Source organism: Streptomyces sp., assembly GCF_019510245.1.
Lineage (GTDB): Bacteria > Actinomycetota > Actinomycetes > Streptomycetales > Streptomycetaceae > Streptomyces.
Genome location: NZ_JAEKKT010000164.1, coordinates 61,246 through 78,461 on the forward strand (window position 1 = coordinate 61,246; position 17,216 = coordinate 78,461).

The 17,216-nt window shown below is 71.5% G+C and carries 13 protein-coding genes; 9 read left to right on the forward strand and 4 right to left on the reverse strand.

Going from position 1 to position 17,216, the window contains the following annotated elements:
• Positions 1 to 19: 19 nt before the first annotated feature.
• The 3 genes from JF597_RS31635 to JF597_RS31645 form a co-directional block, all read right to left on the reverse strand.
• On the reverse strand, positions 20 to 1,363 hold the full coding sequence (locus JF597_RS31635) for an amidase family protein (RefSeq protein ID WP_294003172.1): 1,344 nt from the start codon (positions 1,361 to 1,363) through the stop codon (positions 20 to 22).
• 241 nt (positions 1,364 to 1,604) lie between these two features.
• A complete protein-coding gene (locus tag JF597_RS31640; protein ID WP_294003174.1) occupies positions 1,605 to 1,940 on the reverse strand; it encodes a hypothetical protein in 336 nt (111 codons plus the stop codon).
• 21 nt (positions 1,941 to 1,961) lie between these two features.
• Positions 1,962 to 2,987 carry a LacI family DNA-binding transcriptional regulator gene (locus JF597_RS31645; RefSeq protein ID WP_294003225.1) on the reverse strand — a complete coding sequence of 342 codons (1,026 nt, stop codon included), beginning with the start codon at positions 2,985 to 2,987 and terminating at the stop codon, positions 1,962 to 1,964.
• Between the two features lie 264 nt (positions 2,988 to 3,251).
• On the opposite strand from JF597_RS31645, the gene JF597_RS31650 reads away from it, so the two are divergent.
• The 6 genes from JF597_RS31650 (at position 3,252) to JF597_RS31675 (ending at position 12,636) form a co-directional block, all read left to right on the forward strand.
• A complete protein-coding gene (locus tag JF597_RS31650; protein ID WP_294003176.1) occupies positions 3,252 to 4,544 on the forward strand; it encodes an extracellular solute-binding protein in 1,293 nt (430 codons plus the stop codon).
• A gap of 7 nt (positions 4,545 to 4,551) precedes the next feature.
• Positions 4,552 to 5,439, forward strand: coding sequence for a carbohydrate ABC transporter permease (locus JF597_RS31655; protein ID WP_294003178.1), 888 nt, complete (start codon positions 4,552 to 4,554; stop codon positions 5,437 to 5,439).
• A complete protein-coding gene (locus JF597_RS31660) occupies positions 5,436 to 6,335 on the forward strand; it encodes a carbohydrate ABC transporter permease (protein WP_294003180.1) in 900 nt (299 codons plus the stop codon). The genes JF597_RS31655 and JF597_RS31660 overlap by 4 nt, the downstream gene beginning before the upstream one ends.
• Positions 6,336 to 6,364: 29 nt before the next feature.
• A complete protein-coding gene (locus JF597_RS31665) occupies positions 6,365 to 7,603 on the forward strand; it encodes a glycosyl hydrolase (RefSeq protein ID WP_294003182.1) in 1,239 nt (412 codons plus the stop codon).
• Between the two features lie 272 nt (positions 7,604 to 7,875).
• Positions 7,876 to 9,594, forward strand: a complete 1,719-nt coding sequence (locus JF597_RS31670; RefSeq protein ID WP_294003226.1) for an endo-beta-N-acetylglucosaminidase — start codon at positions 7,876 to 7,878, stop codon at positions 9,592 to 9,594.
• A 27-nt stretch (positions 9,595 to 9,621) separates the two neighbouring features.
• Positions 9,622 to 12,636 carry a glycoside hydrolase family 38 C-terminal domain-containing protein gene (locus tag JF597_RS31675; RefSeq protein WP_294003184.1) on the forward strand — a complete coding sequence of 1,005 codons (3,015 nt, stop codon included), beginning with the start codon at positions 9,622 to 9,624 and terminating at the stop codon, positions 12,634 to 12,636.
• Between the two features lie 100 nt (positions 12,637 to 12,736).
• Here JF597_RS31675 and JF597_RS31680 read toward each other — a convergent pair whose 3' ends face one another.
• Positions 12,737 to 13,438 (reverse strand): FadR/GntR family transcriptional regulator, encoded by a 702-nt coding sequence (locus JF597_RS31680; RefSeq protein WP_294003186.1) that lies wholly within the window; start codon positions 13,436 to 13,438, stop codon positions 12,737 to 12,739.
• A 164-nt stretch (positions 13,439 to 13,602) separates the two neighbouring features.
• On the opposite strand from JF597_RS31680, the gene JF597_RS31685 reads away from it, so the two are divergent.
• From JF597_RS31685 to JF597_RS31695, 3 genes are read left to right on the forward strand one after another with little or no spacing between them, the layout of a single operon-like run.
• On the forward strand, positions 13,603 to 14,673 hold the full coding sequence (locus JF597_RS31685; RefSeq protein WP_294003188.1) for a sugar ABC transporter substrate-binding protein: 1,071 nt from the start codon (positions 13,603 to 13,605) through the stop codon (positions 14,671 to 14,673).
• On the forward strand, positions 14,670 to 16,184 hold the full coding sequence (locus tag JF597_RS31690; protein WP_294003190.1) for a sugar ABC transporter ATP-binding protein: 1,515 nt from the start codon (positions 14,670 to 14,672) through the stop codon (positions 16,182 to 16,184). The genes JF597_RS31685 and JF597_RS31690 overlap by 4 nt, the downstream gene beginning before the upstream one ends.
• The gene (locus JF597_RS31695; protein WP_294003192.1) at positions 16,177 to 17,202 is read left to right on the forward strand and encodes an ABC transporter permease; all 1,026 of its coding nucleotides are present in this window, start codon (positions 16,177 to 16,179) and stop codon (positions 17,200 to 17,202) included. Before JF597_RS31690 ends, JF597_RS31695 begins: the two co-directional genes overlap by 8 nt.
• Positions 17,203 to 17,216: the final 14 nt, after the last annotated feature.

Genomic DNA, 17,216 nt, shown 5'->3' on the forward strand with positions numbered 1-17,216 from the left:
CGCGCCTCGACGTGCGTACTCAGCCGACAGGCGCCGTCCGCTGCCACGGCCGCAGCGTCTCCAGCTGCTCGGCGACCTCTAGCAGGACCGCCTCCGACCCCGGCCGGCCCACCAGCTGTACGGCGCAGGGGGCGCCCGAGGGCAGCGTGCCGAACGGGACCGACATCGCCGGCCAGCCGGTGAGGTTCCAGGCCGGGGTCAGGGGGGAGTGGCTGGACCCGGCCAGGGCGTTGCGCAGCCAGCCCCGCTCGTGCCAGGGGCCCGCCTTCGGGGCGTGGCGGGCGAGGGCCGGGGTGAGCAGCACGTCGTGCTCGGCGAAGAACGGGGCGAGCCGGGCGCGCAGCCGCCCGCGGGCGTCGCCCACCTGCACCCCGCGCACGAAGCGGCGCCCGAGGGCCGCGTGCACCCGGGTCCGCCGGGCCAGCAGCGCTGGGTCCAGGCCGGCCGCGTCCACGGCCGTCCCGGCGGTCCAGTGCCGGATCGCGGTGACACCGATCGACGCCGGATAGGGCGGTTCGGCGCGCCGCACCCGGTGTCCGGTGCCCGCCAGCAGCCCGGCCGCCTCCGTCACCGCGTTCGTATACGGCTTGCTGACGGTCACGCCGGCCAACGGACTGCGCAGCGAGACGGCGATCTTCCGCGGCGTGCGCTGCCCGGCGCCCTCGAACTCCTTCTCCGCCAGTACCGACAGCATCAGCCGGGCGTCCGCCACGGTGGTCGCCAGCGGCCCGTTCTCCGACATGCCGAACCAGTCGCCGTTGCCGATCCCGGCCGGCACCACCCCGAAGCCCGGCTTGATGGTGACCAGGCCGCAGTTGGCCGCGGGGATCCGCAGCGAGCCCATGCCGTCGTTGCCGAGGGCGATCGGCGCCAGCCCGGCGGCGACCGCGGCCGCGCTGCCGCCCGAGGAGCCGCCCGCGCTGCGCCCGGTGTCCCACGGGTTGCGGGTGATGCCGTGCGGCCCCTCGGTGGTGCCGAAGACGCACAGTTCGGGCACGTTGGTCAGCCCGATGACCACCGCCCCCGCCGCCCGCAGCCGCGCCACGGTGACATGGTCCGCGTCGGCGGGGGTGTCCGGCGTCGCGGCCGAACCGTCCAGGTGCGCCTCCCCGCGCACCGCCAGGTTGTCCTTCACCGCGACCGGCACCCCGGCCAGGGGGAGTTCGCCGAGATCGGCACGGGCCGCGACCTCGTCCGCCTCCGCCTCCGCCGCCTCCGCCCGGACCTTGCGGAACGCACCGATCCGCCTGTCGAGCCGGGCGATCCGCTCCAGATGCCCGGCGACCACCTCCCGGGGAGTGGCCCGCTTCTCGCGTACGGCGGCGGCGATCTCGGCGGCGGTCCGGCCGGCCCAGTCGGTCACGGGCGCTCCTCGGGGTGCGTGCCTGCGGCTTACTCGTCGGTACGAAAGGGCACTCTGCCCGGCCGTGGGCTCCACGTCGAGACTCCCGGCTCCTGTTCATCGCAACCGGGCCCGCCGCGGGACGGCCGACGTCATCAGCGCTCTCCTTGCCGGTCATCCGACCACTGGGTCCTTCGAAGCGCCGAGCACGGATCTCAGGGTCCGCCTGGCGACGTCACGTGATGAGCGCCACCGCAGGAGCTCACCGGCCGCGCGCACGAGGTGCCGAGCGCCGGGCATGCGCGGACCTGGACGACGCCCTGCCCACGACCGCCAGGAACTGTCCGGTGTCGAAGGAGACGTCGCACCCGAATTCGACCGTCGCCTTCGACGCTCCCGTCTCCCGGAGCCGCGTGCCCATCGCGCGGGCCACCGCCGTGCGGCCGTCGAGGACCGGGTCGAGGCTGGGGCGGCGCCAGCCGATCTCCTGCTCCTCGCCCGGGGCGGGTACCGGCGTGCCCTCGCCGGGAGCCACCGACATCAGGATCGTCCGGCCGTCGATCTCGACCGGGACCGTCGTGCGCGCATCCTCGTCCACTGGTTTCCCCCGTAACAGTCCTCAGACAGACGGCTCATCGTGGTGAGCGGCCGCCGCCGTGCTGCCCCGTACCGTCAGCCGGGGCACCGGCACCCGTACCGCCCGGGCCGCGCCGCCGTCCAGCAGGGCGGTCAGCTCGCGGGCCGCCGTGCGGCCGAACTCCGTGCTGTCGCGGGAGAGGGCGGAGAGCCAGGGCTTGACCATGCGGCACAGGGCCGAGTCCTCCCAGGAGACGACGGAGACGTCGTCCGGTACCGCGTAGCCGAGTTCGGCCGCCGCCGCGACCCCGGCCACCGCCATCACGTCGTTGTCGTAGATCAGGGCCGTTGGGGGCGGGGCCGTGCGCAGGACCCGGCGGGTGACGGCCGCGCCCTCGGCGTCGGAGTAGTCGGTGGTGACCGAGTGGACCTCGCCCAGGCCCCGCCGGCCGGCCTCGGCGCGCAGGGTGCGGATCCGGCGCTGGGTGTGCGCGAGGCCGGGCAGGCCGGCGATGTGGACGATGCGCCGGTGGCCCAGCCGGGTCAACTCGTCGACCACGGACGCCATCGCGGCCGCGTCGTCCGCCCAGACCGTCGACAGACCGGGGTGGCGTTCGTCGGGGGCGCCGCCGATCACCACGGCGGGCAGGCCCAGTTCGTCGAGCAGGTCGGGGCGGGGGTCGTCGGCCCGCGGGTCCACCACCAGGACGCCGTCGACGCGGTGCTCCGCCCACCAGCGGCGGTAGACCGCGCACTCGTCGGCCACGTCCTCCGCCATCTGGAAGAGCAGACCGAGATGGCGTTCGGCGAGCACCTCCTGGATGCCCGAGACCAGCTGGAGGAAGAAGGAGTCCACGCCCAGCGAGTGCGCGGGGCGGGCCAGGACGAAGCCGACGGTGGCGGCGCCCTCGCCGGACAGGGCGCGGGCGGCCGTGCTGGGACGCCAGCCGAGCTGCTCGGCGACCCGCCGGACCCGGGCCCTGGTCGTCTCGGAGACCCCGGGGCGGCCGTTGAGCGCGAAGGAGACCGCGCTCTCGGAGACCCCGGCGCGGCGCGCGACGTCCTTCATCGTCGGCCGCCGCGCGGGGATGCGTTTCTCCGCCAACTCACTTCCCCATTCGGATCGGGACCGTGATCTGCTAATGCGCTTGAGTCACCGCACCCTAAAGCGCATTAGTGATCCGTGGCAATACGTTCACAACACCTTTCTGAGCAGGGGGTTTGAGTCACTAATGTCTTTAGCTGGGCCGACTCCATTGACGCGGTGCCAAAACGGCGTGCAAGGTCTGGCCCGGCACCTCCGGCCGACCCCGCTGCAAAGGAGCAACGGACCATGCGCATCTCCCGCAGAGCCTTCGCCCTCGCCACCGCCGCCGTCCTCGCCCTGCCGCTGAGCGCCTGCGGTTCCGGGGGAGACGACGGCGGTTCCACCGACGCCTCGGGCAAGGTCGAGGGCGACATCACCTTCCAGACCTGGAACCTGCGCGCGAACTTCAAGTCGTACTTCGACGGCCTGGTCGCGGACTTCGAGAAGAAGTACCCGGGCACCCACGTGAAGTGGATCGACCAGCCGGCCGAGGGCTACGCCGACAAGATCAGCGCGGACGCGGCCGGCGGCACCCTGCCCGACGTCGTCAACGTCTCCCCGGACCTGGTCGCCCCGCTCGCCAAGGCGGGCCTCGCCCTCGACCTCGACAAGGCGGCGGCCACGTACAAGCCCGAATACCTGGCAGGCGCCTGGGCCAGCCACCGGATACCGGGGACGAGCGGGACGTACGCCTTCCCCTGGTACCTGAACACCGGGCCGCTGTTCTACAACAAGACCCTGTTCAAGCAGGCCGGGCTCGACCCGGAGCAGCCGCCGAGGACGTACGACGAACTCTTCGCCGACGCGCTGAAGATGGCGCAGCACAGCGGCGGCAAGGTCGCCACCCTCGCCAACGTGCCGACGATCGAGGACTTCGGGCGGTACGGCTCGCAGCTGATGAACAAGGCGGGCACCGGGTTCGCCTTCAACGACGCCAAGGGCATCGAACTGCTCACCAAGTACAAGGAGCTCTACGACGCCAAGGCGCTCGACCCGCAGGCGCTGACCGCGACCCCCGAGTCCACCGGCAAGAAGTTCCTCACCGGGGCCGTCGCCATGAACCCCGGCAGCGCCCTCGACCTCGACAACTTCAAGAAGCAGGCGCCGAGCCTGTACAAGAACATCGGCATCACCGACCAGATCACCAGCACCGGCCACGTCAACATGTACGTGATGGGCGTGATGGTCAACTCCCGGACCAGGCACACGGCGGCCGCCGTCGCCTTCGCGCACTTCGTGACCGACGCACAGAACCAGATGTCCTTCGCCAAGAAGGTCGCCATCTTCCCCAGCACCGCCGGCTCCCTCGACGACCCGTACTTCACCAAGGAGGACGGCACCGACGAGACCCGGGTGCGCATCGCCGCCGCCAAGTCGCTGAAGAACGCTGTCAACTACACACCGGTGCTGTTCAGTGACCAGATGAAGACCGCCCTGCGCAACGAGGTCGCCAAGACGCTGCAGGGCAAGGAGAACCCCAAGTCGGCCCTCGACAACGCTGTCAAGGCCTGCGACCGCCTGCTCCAGCAGGAAGGCTGACGACCCGATGGCCGGCGTGACTCGCGTGCGGCGCCAACTGCCCACCAGCCCCTGGCTGTTCGCCGCCCCCGGGCTGCTGGTCGTCGGCGCCTTCGTGCTCTACCCGTTCGTCTCGACGGTGGTCAACTCCTTCACGGACCGCCGCACCCTGATCCCGGGGCACTTCGTCGGGCTCGCCAACTTCCGTGAACTGATCCATGACGACATGTTCTGGACCGGCCTGCGCAACAGCACCCTGTACATCGTCGGGGTGGTCCCCGCCCTCGTCGTCCTGCCGCTGCTGCTCGCCCTGCTGGTGCAGAAGAACATCCCCGGCATCACCTTCTTCCGGTCCGCCTTCTACACCCCGGTCGTCGCCTCGGTCGTCGTGGTCGGGCTCATCTGGGTGTGGCTGCTCGACGAACGGGGCCTGGTCAACTCCCTGCTGGAGACCGTCGGGATCGGCCGGGTCGGCTTCCTCAGCGACCAGTGGCTGCTCCTGCTGAGCGCGATGGCGGTCACGGTCTGGAAGGGGCTCGGCTACTACATGATCATCTACCTTGCGGCGCTCGCCGACGTGCCCCGCGAGCTGCACGAGGCCGCCGCCGTGGACGGCGCCGGGGCGGTCCGCCGCTTCCTCACCGTCACCGTGCCCGCCGTCCGCTCCACCATGGTGCTGGTCGCCGCCCTGTCCTCGGTCGCCGCCTTCAAGACGTTCTCCGAGGTCTACCTGCTGGCAGGCCCGGACGGCGGCCCGGCCGGCGAGGACACCACCCTGGTGATGCTCGTCCAGCGGACCGGCACCGGACTGACCGGCCGGGTCGGCTACGCCTCGGCGCTCTCCGTCGTCGTCTTCGTGGTGACGGTGGCGCTGATGCTCCTCGTGCTGCGCGCCGACCGAAGGGAGCGGACATGACCGTCACCGAGGAACCCGTGCGGACCCTGCCCCCGGCGAAGGAGACGCGCGTCACCGACGAACACGGCCGCCGCATCCGGATCGGCGAACTGGTCCTGCGCTACACCCTGCTGCTGTTCGTCCTGGCCATCACCGTGGGACCGTTCCTGTGGCAGCTGTCCACCTCGCTCAAGGGCCCCACCGAGGACATCTTCGGCTCTCCGCCCAGCTTCCTGCCGGCACACCCCACCCTGCACAACTACCGGCGGGTCGCCGACACCATCCCCGTCTGGGACTACGCCCTCAACTCCCTGAAGGTCGCGAGCGCGAGCGTGGTCACCAACTGCGTCGGCTCGGCACTCGCCGGGTACGCCCTGGCCCGGCTGCGCTACCGCGGCCGCCGCATCGCCACCCTGGTCTTCGTCCTCGCGATGCTCGTCCCGGTGGAGGGCATCATCATCGCCCAGTTCACCACCATGCGCGAACTCGGCCTCAACAACACCCTGATCGGTGTCGCCCTGCCGGGCTCGATCGGCGCCATGAACGTGCTGCTGATGCGCAACGCCTTCCTCAACCTGCCGTACGAGATCGAGGAGGCGGCCTACGTCGACGGCGCGAACGTCTGGCAGCGGTTCCTGCGGATCGCCCTGCCGTCGGTCCGGGGCACCGTCGCCGTCGTCGCGATCTTCGCCTTCATGGGCGCCTGGGACGACTTCCTGTGGCCCCTCATCGTGCTCAGCGACCCCTCCAGGTTCACGCTCACGATCGGCCTCAACTATCTGCACGGCACCTTCGCCAACGACGAACGCCTCGTCGCCGCCGGCACCGTGATCGCCGTGGCCCCGCTCATCGCCCTGTTCGCCTGCCTCCAGAGGTACTTCTTCCGGGGCGTCGGCGAGGGAGCCGTCAAAGGCTGAACCCCGTCCACCGCCAGCAAGGAACACACATGCCTCCTGCCGTGCGTCTCGGCGTCAACTACACCCCCAGCGAAGGGTGGTTCCACCACTGGCTCGACTTCGACCTGGACTCGGTACGCGCCGACCTCGACTCGATCGCCGCGCTGGGCCTCGACCACATCCGGGTCTTCCCGCTGTGGCCCTACTTCCAGCCCAACCGCTCGCTGATCCGGCCGCGCGCCGTCGAGCAGCTCGTCGCCCTCGCGGACGCGGCGGCCGAGCGCGGCTTGGACGTCAACGTCGACGGCCTCCAGGGACACCTGAGCAGTTTCGACTTCCTGCCCGCCTGGACCCGTACCTGGCACCGGCGCAACCTCTTCACCGACCCGCACGTCGTCGAGGGCGAGGCGGCCTACCTGCGCACCCTCGCCGCGGCCCTCGCGGACCGGCCCAACTTCATCGGGATGACCATCGGCAACGAGGTCAACCAGTTCGCCGCCGGCCCGCACCCCGATCCCGACCGGATCGGCGCAGCGGACGCGGAACAGTGGCTCGTCAGGCTGCTGGCCGCCTGCGCCGAGGGCGCCCCCGGGGGACTGCACCTGCACGCCTCCTACGACGCCGCCTGGTACCAGGACGACCAGCCCTTCACCCCCGCCCACTCGGCCCGCCTCGGGGCGGTCACCGCCGTGCACTCGTGGGTCTTCGACGGCACCGCCCAGCGGCACGGCCGCGCCGCCGTGCAGACCGAGCAGCACGCCGCCTACCTCGTCGAGTTGAGCAAGGCCTGGGCCGAGGACGCGCACCGGCCCGTCTGGCTCCAGGAAGTGGGCGCGCCCGCGCCGCTGATCCCCGCCGAGCACGCGGCCGCCTTTGCCGAGGCGACGATCACCGCCGTCCTCGACTGCCCCGACCTGTGGGGCGTCACCTGGTGGTGCTCCCACGACGTCAGCCGGAGCCTCGCCGACTTCCCCGAACTCGAATACGGGCTCGGCCTGCTGACCAACGACCGCAAGCCCAAGGACATCGCCCACGTCCTCGCGGCGGCCGAGCCCGCGGCGGCGCGGACCCGCGGCACGGCGCTCGTCGTGCCCGCCGACCCGGCGCTGCGCTCCCGGAGCGCGCCCGGCGGACCCGTCTTCGACGCGTGGTTCCGGTTGGTCGCCGACGGCGCGCGCCCCACCACAGTGCTGGACGCGTACGCCGCCGACAAGGAACACCTTGCCGCGCGCGGCATCACTGAGGTCGTTACTCCCGACCAGGTACTCCCCACCGTTCCTGGGCGGTGAGCGCATTGAATCCGCGCACCGGCACGCCCCGAACGGCCTTGGGCGCACTGGTCGTCCGCTTGCGCAACCGGGCGGCGTCACGGATCCCGTCCGTGGTCCGGCCCCGGAAGGGCGGAGTCCCTCACGACCTGGCCTGTGTGTGCGGCCAGAGGCGACGGGGAGGCCCTGAACCATCTCGCTGGTGGAGCAGGGGCCCCGCACGCTGGCGCCGCACCCGGCGTCCCAGGTCGCATGATTACGCTACCTCGTTGTCCCTCCGCCGCTGCAAGCCAGTGGGCCGACCATCACACGTTCGAGTTAACGAACCCCTGTGTGCCGTTTCTGAGCTCTCCCAGGGCTCGGCCACCGCCGACTACTACGCCCTCACCCACTGGGCGTACCTCGACGAACTGGTCTTCTGGGGCGGCTCGGCCGGAGAAGGGCTGATCCTCGCCCCGAACGCACCGATCGTCGACGCCGCCCACCGGCACGGCGTCCCCGTCCTCGGCAACATCTTCCTGCCGCCCACCGCCTACGGCGGCCGGCTCCAGTGGACCCGCGACCTGGTCCAGACGGACGCCACCGGGCACCACCCGCTCGCCGCCCAGCTCGTCGCCCTGGCCGCCGCCTACGGCTTCGACGGCTGGTTCGTGAACGCCGAGACCGGCGGCGGCAACACCGCCCTCGGCGCCGCCGTGCTCGGCTTCGTCACCGAGCTCAAGTCCCTCGCGGCGGCCCGGGGACAGCGGGTCACCTGGTACGACGCGATGACCGTCAACGGCACCGTCAGCTGGCAGGGCGCGCTGAACAGCCAGAACCAGGCCTTCTTCCAGGCGGCCGACGACATGTTCGTCGACTTCCGGTGGAGCGCCTCGACCCTCGCCTCCTCGGGCACGAAGGCGGTCCAGCTCGGCCGCAGCCGCTACGAGCTGTGGGCCGGGGTCGACGTGGAGTCCAACGGCTCGGACACCTCCGTGGACTGGGACGCGATGGTGCCCGGCGGCTCCGCACACCTCACGTCCATCGGCTTCTACCGGCCCGAGTGGACCCGCAACCACCTGCCCGCGACTCGCACCCCCGGCGACTTCCACGCCGCCGACGACCGGTTCTGGACCGGGCGGTCACTGGACCCGTCCCGGCCCGACGGCACGGACCCGTGGCGGGCACCGGCCGTGTCGGTGGCCGACCGTTCGACGGTGTCGGCGGTGCCGTTCGCGAGCGCCTTCAACACCGGGCACGGGCTGCGCTGGTACGAGGACGGCGAGGTCACCTCGGACACGCCCTGGAACCACCTCGGCCTCCAGGACCGGCTCCCGTCCCGGCGCTGGGCGGTACGGACGGCCGGCACCAGGCCGGCCGTGACCTTCGACTTCGCGGACGCCTGGCGGGGCGGCAGCAGCGTGCTGGTGGACGGCGCCCTGGACCAGCCCGTGGTCCTCGAACTCTACGCGACCCGGCTCCCGATCACCGACCGGACGGTCGTCGAGCTGACGTACCGGACCGACGCCGGGAACGTGGACGCCGAACTGGCCGTCGCCACCGCCGAACCGGGCAGCGCCGGCACGGCACCGCCGTACACCTGTCTGCCCGTTGCCGCCGCAGCCGGCTGGTCGACCGCGACCGTCCCGCTCACCGGCCTCGCCGGCACGGTGCACGCCCTCGGCGTCCGTCTCACGGCGAGCGACGGGCCGGTCCGGTGGCGGCTCGGCGCGATCGCCGTACGGGAGGAGGCGGGCAACCCGGCCGCTCCCGCCGACCCGCGGGTCACGGCGGCCGACGGCGGAAACCTGCGCCTCGCCTGGGGCGCGGCACCCTCCGCCGTGCGCCACTACACCCTGCACCGCCTCCTCCCCGACGGCACCCGGCGCTTCCTCGGCGCCACCGGCCAGCGGGCCTACTTCCTGACCGGCCTCCAGCCGGAGCAGGGAGAGACGACGGCGCGGTTCGAAGTGCGTGCCGTAGGGGAGCTGTACACCTCGTCGGACCCCGTGACCGTCACGCACACCTGGTAACCGTCACCAACCAACGGAGCACCCCACATGCATGACGACCGCAGCCTGGTCGAAGCCCGCCTGAGGCGCGTCCTCGACGAGCGCATCCGCCCCGCCGTGTACCCCGAGTCCGTGCCGCTCGACGTCGCGGTGTGGCACGCGCCCGGCGAGCCCGTGCCGGTAGACGAGGGGCTCGCGGCCGAGCCCGAGCCGATCGAGGTGGGCGCCCGGTGGGGTGCCCCGTGGGGCACCAGCTGGTTCCGGGTGACCGGAACCGTTCCCGAGGAGTGGGCCGGACGGACCGTGGAGGCCCTCCTCGACCTCGGCTTCGACGAGAACATGCCCGGCTTCCAGTGCGAGGGCCTGGTCTACCGTCCCGACGGCAGCCCGGTGAAGGGCCTCAACCCGCGTAACCAGTGGGTCCGCGTCGGCGCCCCCGCCGAGGGCGGCGAACAGGTCCGGCTGCACATCGAGGCCGCCTCCAACCCCGTCATCCTCGACTACCACCCGTTCCGGCCCACCTGGCTCGGCGACAAGGAGACCGCCGGGCGGGAACCGCAGTACACGCTCACCCGGATGGACCTCGCCGTCTTCGACGAGACCGTGTGGCAGCTCGTGATCGACCTGGAGGTGCTCGGCGAGCTGATGGCCGAGCTGCCGGCCGACGCACAGCGCCGCCACGAGATCCTGCGCGCGGTCGAACGGGCCCTGGACGCGGTCGACCTCCAGGACGTGAACGGCACGGCCGCCCAGGCCCGTGCCCGCCTCGCCGACGTCCTCTCCACCCCCGCCGCCCCCTCCGCACACCGGATCAGCGCGGTAGGGCATGCGCACATCGACTCGGCGTGGCTGTGGCCGCTGCGCGAGACGGTCCGGAAGGTGGCCCGTACGACGGCCAACATGACCGCCCTCATCGAGGACGAGCCCGACTTCGTGTTCGCCATGTCCCAGGCCCAGCAGTGGGCCTGGGTGAAGGAACACCGGCCCGAGGTGTGGGCGCGGGTGAAGAAGGCGGTCGCCGAGGGGCGGTTCGTACCGGCCGGCGGGATGTGGGTGGAGTCGGACACCAACATGCCGGGCTCGGAGGCGATGGCCCGTCAGTTCGTGCACGGCAAGAGGTTCTTCCTCGAGGAGTTCGGCATCGAGAACGACGAGGCGTGGCTGCCCGACACCTTCGGTTTCGCCGCCGGACTCCCGCAGATCATCAGGGCGGCGGGCTCGACCCGGCTGCTCACCCAGAAGATCTCCTGGTCCCAGACGAACAAGTTCCCGCACCACACCTTCCAGTGGGAGGGCATCGACGGCACCCGGATCTTCACCCACTTCCCGCCCGTCGACACCTACAACTGCTCCATGAAGGGGAGCGAACTCGCCCACGCGTCCCGCAACTTCAAGGACAAGGGGCGGGCCCGGCACTCCCTCGCACCCACCGGGTGGGGCGACGGGGGCGGCGGCACCACCCGCGAGATGGTCGCCAAGGCGGCCCGGGTCCGGGACCTGGAGGGCTCGGCGGCGGTCGTCTGGGAGACCCCGGAGCAGTTCTTCGACAAGGCCGAGGCCGAATACCCGGACCCGCCCGTCTGGGTGGGCGAGCTCTACCTGGAACTGCACCGTGCCACCCTCACCAGCCAGGCGAAGACCAAGCAGGGCAACCGGCGCAGCGAGCACCTCCTGCGCGAGGCCGAACTGTGGGCGGCGACGGCGGCCGTACGCACCGGCTTCCCCTACCCCTACGAGGAGCTGGACCGCATCTGGAAGACGGTCCTGCTCCACCAGTTCCACGACATCCTGCCGGGGTCGTCGATCGCCTGGGTGCACCGGGAGGCGAGGGCGACCTACGAGCGGATCGCGACCGAGCTCGCCCGGATCGTCGACGCGGCCCAGCGGGCCCTTGCGGGGGAGGGCGACCGGCCGCTGCTGTTCAACGCGGCGCCGCACGGCCGGGGCGGCGTCCCCGCCGGGGGCGCGGCGCAGGAGCAGCCGTCCGGCGAGGTGACCGTGTCGGACCGGCCCGAGGGCGGACACGTCCTCGCCAACGGCCTGCTGCGGATCGAGATCGACGCCCGCGGCCTCGTCGTCTCCGCCTACGACCTCGACGCCGACCGCGAGACCGTCGCCCCGGGCGCGGCCGCCAATCTCCTCCAACTCCACCCGGACTTCCCGAACATGTGGGACGCCTGGGACGTCGACGCCTTCTACCGCAACGCGGTCACGGACCTCACGCAGACCGACGAGCTGACGGCCGGCGAGGAGGGAGTGCGGATCGTGCGGTCCTTCGGCTCGTCCCGGGTCACCCAGGTGCTGTCGCTGGCACCGGGGGAGCGCCGGCTGCTGATCGACACGGAGGTCGACTGGCACGAGACGGAGAAGTTCCTGAAGCTGGCCTTCCCCCTGGACGTGCACGCCGAACGGTACGCGTCCGAGACCCAGTTCGGTCACTTCCACCGCCCGACCCACACCAACACCTCATGGGAGGCGGCGAAGTTCGAGGCCTGCAACCACCGCTTCACCCACCTGGACGAACCGGGCTGGGGCGTGGCGGTCGTCAACGACTCGACCTACGGCCACGACGTCACCCGCAGCGTCCGCACCGACGGCGACAGGGGGACGACGACCACGGTCCGTGTCTCCCTCCTGCGCGCCCCCCGCTTCCCCGACCCCGAGACCGACCAGGGCATCCACCACTTCCGGCACGCCCTGGTACCGGGCGCGGGCATCGCGGACGCGGTCCGGGAGGGCTGGCGGATCAACCTGCCGGAGCGCCGGGTGACGGGCGGGCGGGAGGTGGCTCCCCTGGTCACGGTCGACAACGACGCGGTGGTGATCACAGCGGTGAAACTGGCGGACGACGGCAGCGGAGACGTGGTGGTCCGCTTCCACGAGGCGCACGGGGGCCGTGCCAGGGCGACGCTGACGGCGAACTTCGAGACCCGTGGGGTCATGGTCACGGACCTGCTGGAACGCCCCCTGACCGACGTAGCCGCACCAGCTCTTGAGGAGAACGGCGTGCCCCTGCGCCTGCGCCCTTTCGAACTGACGACACTGCGCTTCACGAGGGCCTGAGCCACAGCGCCCCGTCAGGGGCGCCGGGGGCACCCCCGGCCGAAGGCCGGGGGAGGAACTGCGCGCTCAGCCCCCACGCACCCGCAGCCGCGACACCGCACTAGGTGCCGAGCTGCGCCCGCAACCACTCCTCCACCTCCCCCACATGCGCAGCCGCCGCAGCCCTCGCCGCCTCCGGATCCCGGGCGACGAGGGCACGGTGAATCGCCGCATGTTCCCGCCGCGTCCGATCGAACGCCCCCTCCTCCTCGTACCCCCGCCACACCCGCGCCCGGAACGTCCGCGACGACAGCCCCTCCAGGATCGCGGCCATCGTGTCGTTCCCCGCGGCCCCCGCGATCACCCGGTGGAACGCGAGGTCGTGCGCGAGGATCTCCTCGGGATCGTCCGTCGCGTTCATCGCCGCGAGGTGCTTCTCCACCTCCGCCAGCTGATCGGCCGTGATCCGCGCGGCGGCCAGCGCCGTCGCCGTCGACTCCAGCACCCGCCGCACCTCCAGCAGCTCCACCAGCCGCGGCCCGCGGGACAGGTCGGCGACCACACCGAACGTCTCCAGCAGGTCACCCGCCTCCAGCTGGGTGACGTAGATGCCCGAGCCGTGCCGGGCCTCGAGCACGCCCAGGACCGTCAGCGCGCGGATCGCCTCGCGCATGGAACTGCGGGACATGCCCAGCTGGGCGGCGAGATCCCGTTCGGTCGGCAGCCGCTGACCCGGCTCCAGGCGGCCTTCCGCGATCATCGCCTTGATCCGCTCGATGGCGCGCTGCGTCACCGTGCCCTTCTGTGGCGCCGTCTCGTCCACACCGCTCCTCCTGTCGCCGGTGCGCCGAAGTCTAACCAGCGAGGTGGTCCGACCACTATGGCCCAACAGGCGGGAAATTCGCGTCTGCGGGGTGTTGAAAGGGCCGAGTGGTCTGATAAGTATGCGGGCATCTGCTCGAACACGCTCGATGAGGAGCTGCCCAGATGCCCGGCAGAACACTGAGGAAGCGGAACAGGTCCCGGATCATCGGCGCGACGGCCGTGGCCGTCGGCGCCTCGCTCGCGCTCGCCGCCTGCGGCAGCACCAAGGACACCGGCAGCGGCAGCGCCGGTGGCGGCGGCACCGGCAAGGTCGGGGTGGTCCTGCCCCTGCTGACCTCGCCGTTCTGGCAGTCGTACAACGACTACGTGCCCAAGATGGCGAAGTCCGAGGGCGTGGACGCCCTGAAGACGGTCAACTCCAACAGCGACCCCTCGCAGCAGATCACCGACATCAACAACGAGCTCAACCAGGGCGTCAAGGGCCTGGTCGTGGCCCCGCTGGACAGCGCGGCCATCGAGGCGGGCCTGGACCAGGCCGAGCGCAAGGGCGTGCCGGTGGTCGCCGTGGACGTGGCGCCCGACAAGGGCAAGGTCGCCATGGTGGTGCGCGCCGACAACGTCGCCTACGGCACCAAGGCCTGCGACTACCTGGGCCGGCACGTCACCAGCGGCAAGGTCGTGCAGATCATGGGCGACCTGGCCTCGGTCAACGGCCGGGACCGCTCCGAGGCGTTCCGCTCCTGCGTGAAGAAGAAGTACCCGAAGCTCAAGGTCCTGGAGATCCCCGCCAAGTGGGAGTCCGACACGGCCGCCTCCCAGCTGGGCACCCTGCTTAACGCCAACCCCGACATCAAGGGCATCTACATGCAGGCCGGCGGCGTCTACCTGGCGCCGACCCTGCAGACCCTGAAGTCCAAGGGCATGCTCAAGACGGCCGGGCAGAGCGGGCACATAGTGATCGTCTCCAACGACGGCATCCCGCAGGAGTTCGACGCCATCCGCAAGGGCCAGATCGACGCGACCGTCTCCCAGCCCGCCGACGCCTACGCCAAGTACGGCATGTACTACATCAAGGCGGCGATGGACGGGAAGACGTTCAAGCCGGGTCCGACCGACCACGACTCCACGATCGTCAAGCTGCCGAGCGGGATCCTGGAGGACCAGCTTCCGGCGCCGCTGGTCACCAAGGACAACGTGGACGACCCGAAGCTGTGGGGCAACACCGTCAAATGATCACGCCACTCGTCGAGGCCCGGGACATCGTCAAGCGGTACGGCCCCACCGTCGCCCTCGCCGACGGCCGGCTCACCGTGCTGCCGGGCGAGTCCCACGCCCTGGTCGGCCGCAACGGCGCCGGCAAGTCCACCCTGGTCAACGTCCTCACCGGCCTCCAGGCCCCGGACGAGGGCACGGTCCGCTTCGACGGCGAGCCCGCCCCCGCGCTCGCCGACCGGGACGCCTGGCGTCGCAGGGTGGCCTGCGTCTACCAGAAGCCGACCGTCGTACCGGAGCTGACGGTCGCCGAGAACCTCTTCATCAACCGGCAGCCCCTGCACCGGGGCTTCATCAGCTGGCGCCGGCTGCGCGGCGAGGCGGCCGCGCTCCTCGACACCTGGGACGTCCGCGTGGACCCCGAGGCGCGCACCGCCGACCTCAAGGTCGAGGACCGTCAAATGGTCGAGATCGCCCGGGCGCTGAGCTTCGGCGCGCGGTTCATCGTCCTCGACGAACCGACCGCCCAGCTCGACAACCGCGAGATCGAGCGGCTGTTCAGCCGGATGCGGGCGCTGCAGGACTCGGGCGTGACCTTCCTGTTCATCTCGCACCACCTCCAGGAGGTGTACGAGGTCTGCCAGACCGTCACCGTGCTCCGCGACGCCCGCTGGATCATCACCGCCCCCGTCGCCGACCTGCCCAGGGCCGCCCTGGTGGAGGCGATGGCGGGGGAGGCGCTGACCGGGCAGGAGCAGCCGGCACGGGACGCGGTGCCCGCCGAGGCGCCCGTCGTCCTCAGCACCAGCGGGCTCACGTCGGAGTCGTACGACGGTATCGATCTCACCGTCCGCAGCGGCGAGGTCGTCGGCCTGGCCGGCACCAGCGGCAGCGGCAAGATCGAACTCGCCGAGACCATCGCGGGGTTGCGCACCCCGACCGGCGGGAGCGCGCAACTGCTGGCGAAACAGCTGCCGTTCGGCGATGTGCGGGCCGCGCTCAGGGCCGGCGTCGGCTTCGTGCCCCGCGACCGGCACGACCAGGGACTCGTGGCCGGCATGAGCATCGGCGACAACGCCACCATGTCCGTCCTCGACCGGCTCGGCCGCGGCGGGTTCGTCGGCACCGACCGCAAACGGGGCTTCGCCACCGGCCTGATCGAGCGCCTCGACATCCACGCCGAGGGCCCCGACCAGCCCGTCTCCGACCTGTCCGGCGGCAACGCGCAGAAGGTGGTCATGGCCCGCGCCCTCGCCTCCGACCCCCGGCTGCTCGTCCTGGTCAACCCCACCGCGGGCGTCGACGTCAAGTCCAAGGAGTCCCTGCTGGCCCGCGTGGACGGCGCCCGTGAGGACGGCACCGCCGTGCTGGTCGTCTCCGACGAACTCGACGACCTGCGCCGCTGCGACCGCGTCCTCGTCCTCTTCCACGGCCGGATCGTCGCCGAACACCCGGCCGGCTGGCACGACCACGAGCTGATCGCCTCCATAGAAGGAGTGGACTCCATGCCCGAAGGAGTGGACCATGGCTGAGACCAAGGCCCCGCCGCTCACCCCGGTGCGCTCCCCGGACCCGCGCACGGCCCGCACGGTCCTTCTGCGCCGGGCCCGTGAGCTCGCGCTCGTCCCCGCCCTGTTGCTGCTGATGGTGCTCGGCGCGGTGGTCAACGACTCGTTCCTCACCGAGCGCAACCTGATCTCCATCCTCGGCGCCTCCGCCGCCCTCGCGATGGTGGTGCTCGCCGAGTCACTGGTCCTGATCACCGGCAAGTTCGACCTCTCCCTGGAGTCGGTCGTCGGCATCGCCCCCGCCGTCGGCGCCCTCCTCGTCCTGCCGTCGGCCGAGTCCGGCTGGGGCACCGAGTTCCCCGCCGCCCTCGCCATGGTGGCGATCCTGGTCGTCGGCGCGGCGGTCGGCGCCTTCAACGGCATCCTGGTCGTCAAGTTCAAGCTCAACGCGTTCATCGTGACGCTGGCGATGCTGATCGTGCTGCGCGGTGTCCTGGTCGGCGCGACCAAGGGCAAGACCCTGTTCGGGATGCCCGACAGCTTCTTCACCCTGGCCACCACCACGTTCCTCAACGTCCCCATGTCGGTGTGGCTGGCCGCGGTCGCCTTCGCGGTCACCGGGCTCGTCCTGAAGTACCACCGGGTCGGCCGCGCCCTGTACGCCATCGGCGGCAACGCCGACGCGGCCCGCGCCGCCGGTATCCGCGTCGACCGGGTGATGCTCGGGGTCTTCGTGGTGGCCGGTGTCCTCGCCTCGGTCGGCGGGATCATGCAGACCGGGTACGTGGGCGCGATCAGCGCCAACCAGGGCAACAACATGATCTTCACGGTGTTCGCGGCGGCGGTGATCGGCGGCATCAGCCTGGACGGCGGGAAAGGCACCATGTTCGGCGCCCTGACCGGCGTGCTCCTGCTGGGTGTCGTGCAGAACCTGCTCACCCTGGCGCAGGTCCCGTCGTTCTGGATTCAGGCCATCTACGGCGGCATCATCCTCGTCGCCCTCATGATCGCCCGTGTCACCACGGGACGGGCCCAGGACTGACCGGCCCGCGTATC

Excerpts from the sequence above, each read along its gene's own strand:
- JF597_RS31645 (WP_294003225.1), bottom strand. The coding sequence starts at position 2,987 with ATGAAGGACGTCGCGCGCCGCGCCGGGGTCTCCGAGAGCGCGGTCTCC.
- JF597_RS31650 (WP_294003176.1), top strand. The coding sequence starts at position 3,252 with ATGCGCATCTCCCGCAGAGCCTTCGCCCTCGCCACCGCCGCCGTCCTC.
- JF597_RS31655 (WP_294003178.1), top strand. The coding sequence starts at position 4,552 with ATGGCCGGCGTGACTCGCGTGCGGCGCCAACTGCCCACCAGCCCCTGG.
- JF597_RS31660 (WP_294003180.1), top strand. The coding sequence starts at position 5,436 with ATGACCGTCACCGAGGAACCCGTGCGGACCCTGCCCCCGGCGAAGGAG.
- JF597_RS31665 (WP_294003182.1), top strand. The coding sequence starts at position 6,365 with ATGCCTCCTGCCGTGCGTCTCGGCGTCAACTACACCCCCAGCGAAGGG.
- JF597_RS31675 (WP_294003184.1), top strand. The coding sequence starts at position 9,622 with ATGCATGACGACCGCAGCCTGGTCGAAGCCCGCCTGAGGCGCGTCCTC.
- JF597_RS31685 (WP_294003188.1), top strand. The coding sequence starts at position 13,603 with ATGCCCGGCAGAACACTGAGGAAGCGGAACAGGTCCCGGATCATCGGC.
- JF597_RS31690 (WP_294003190.1), top strand. The coding sequence starts at position 14,670 with ATGATCACGCCACTCGTCGAGGCCCGGGACATCGTCAAGCGGTACGGC.
- JF597_RS31695 (WP_294003192.1), top strand. The coding sequence starts at position 16,177 with ATGGCTGAGACCAAGGCCCCGCCGCTCACCCCGGTGCGCTCCCCGGAC.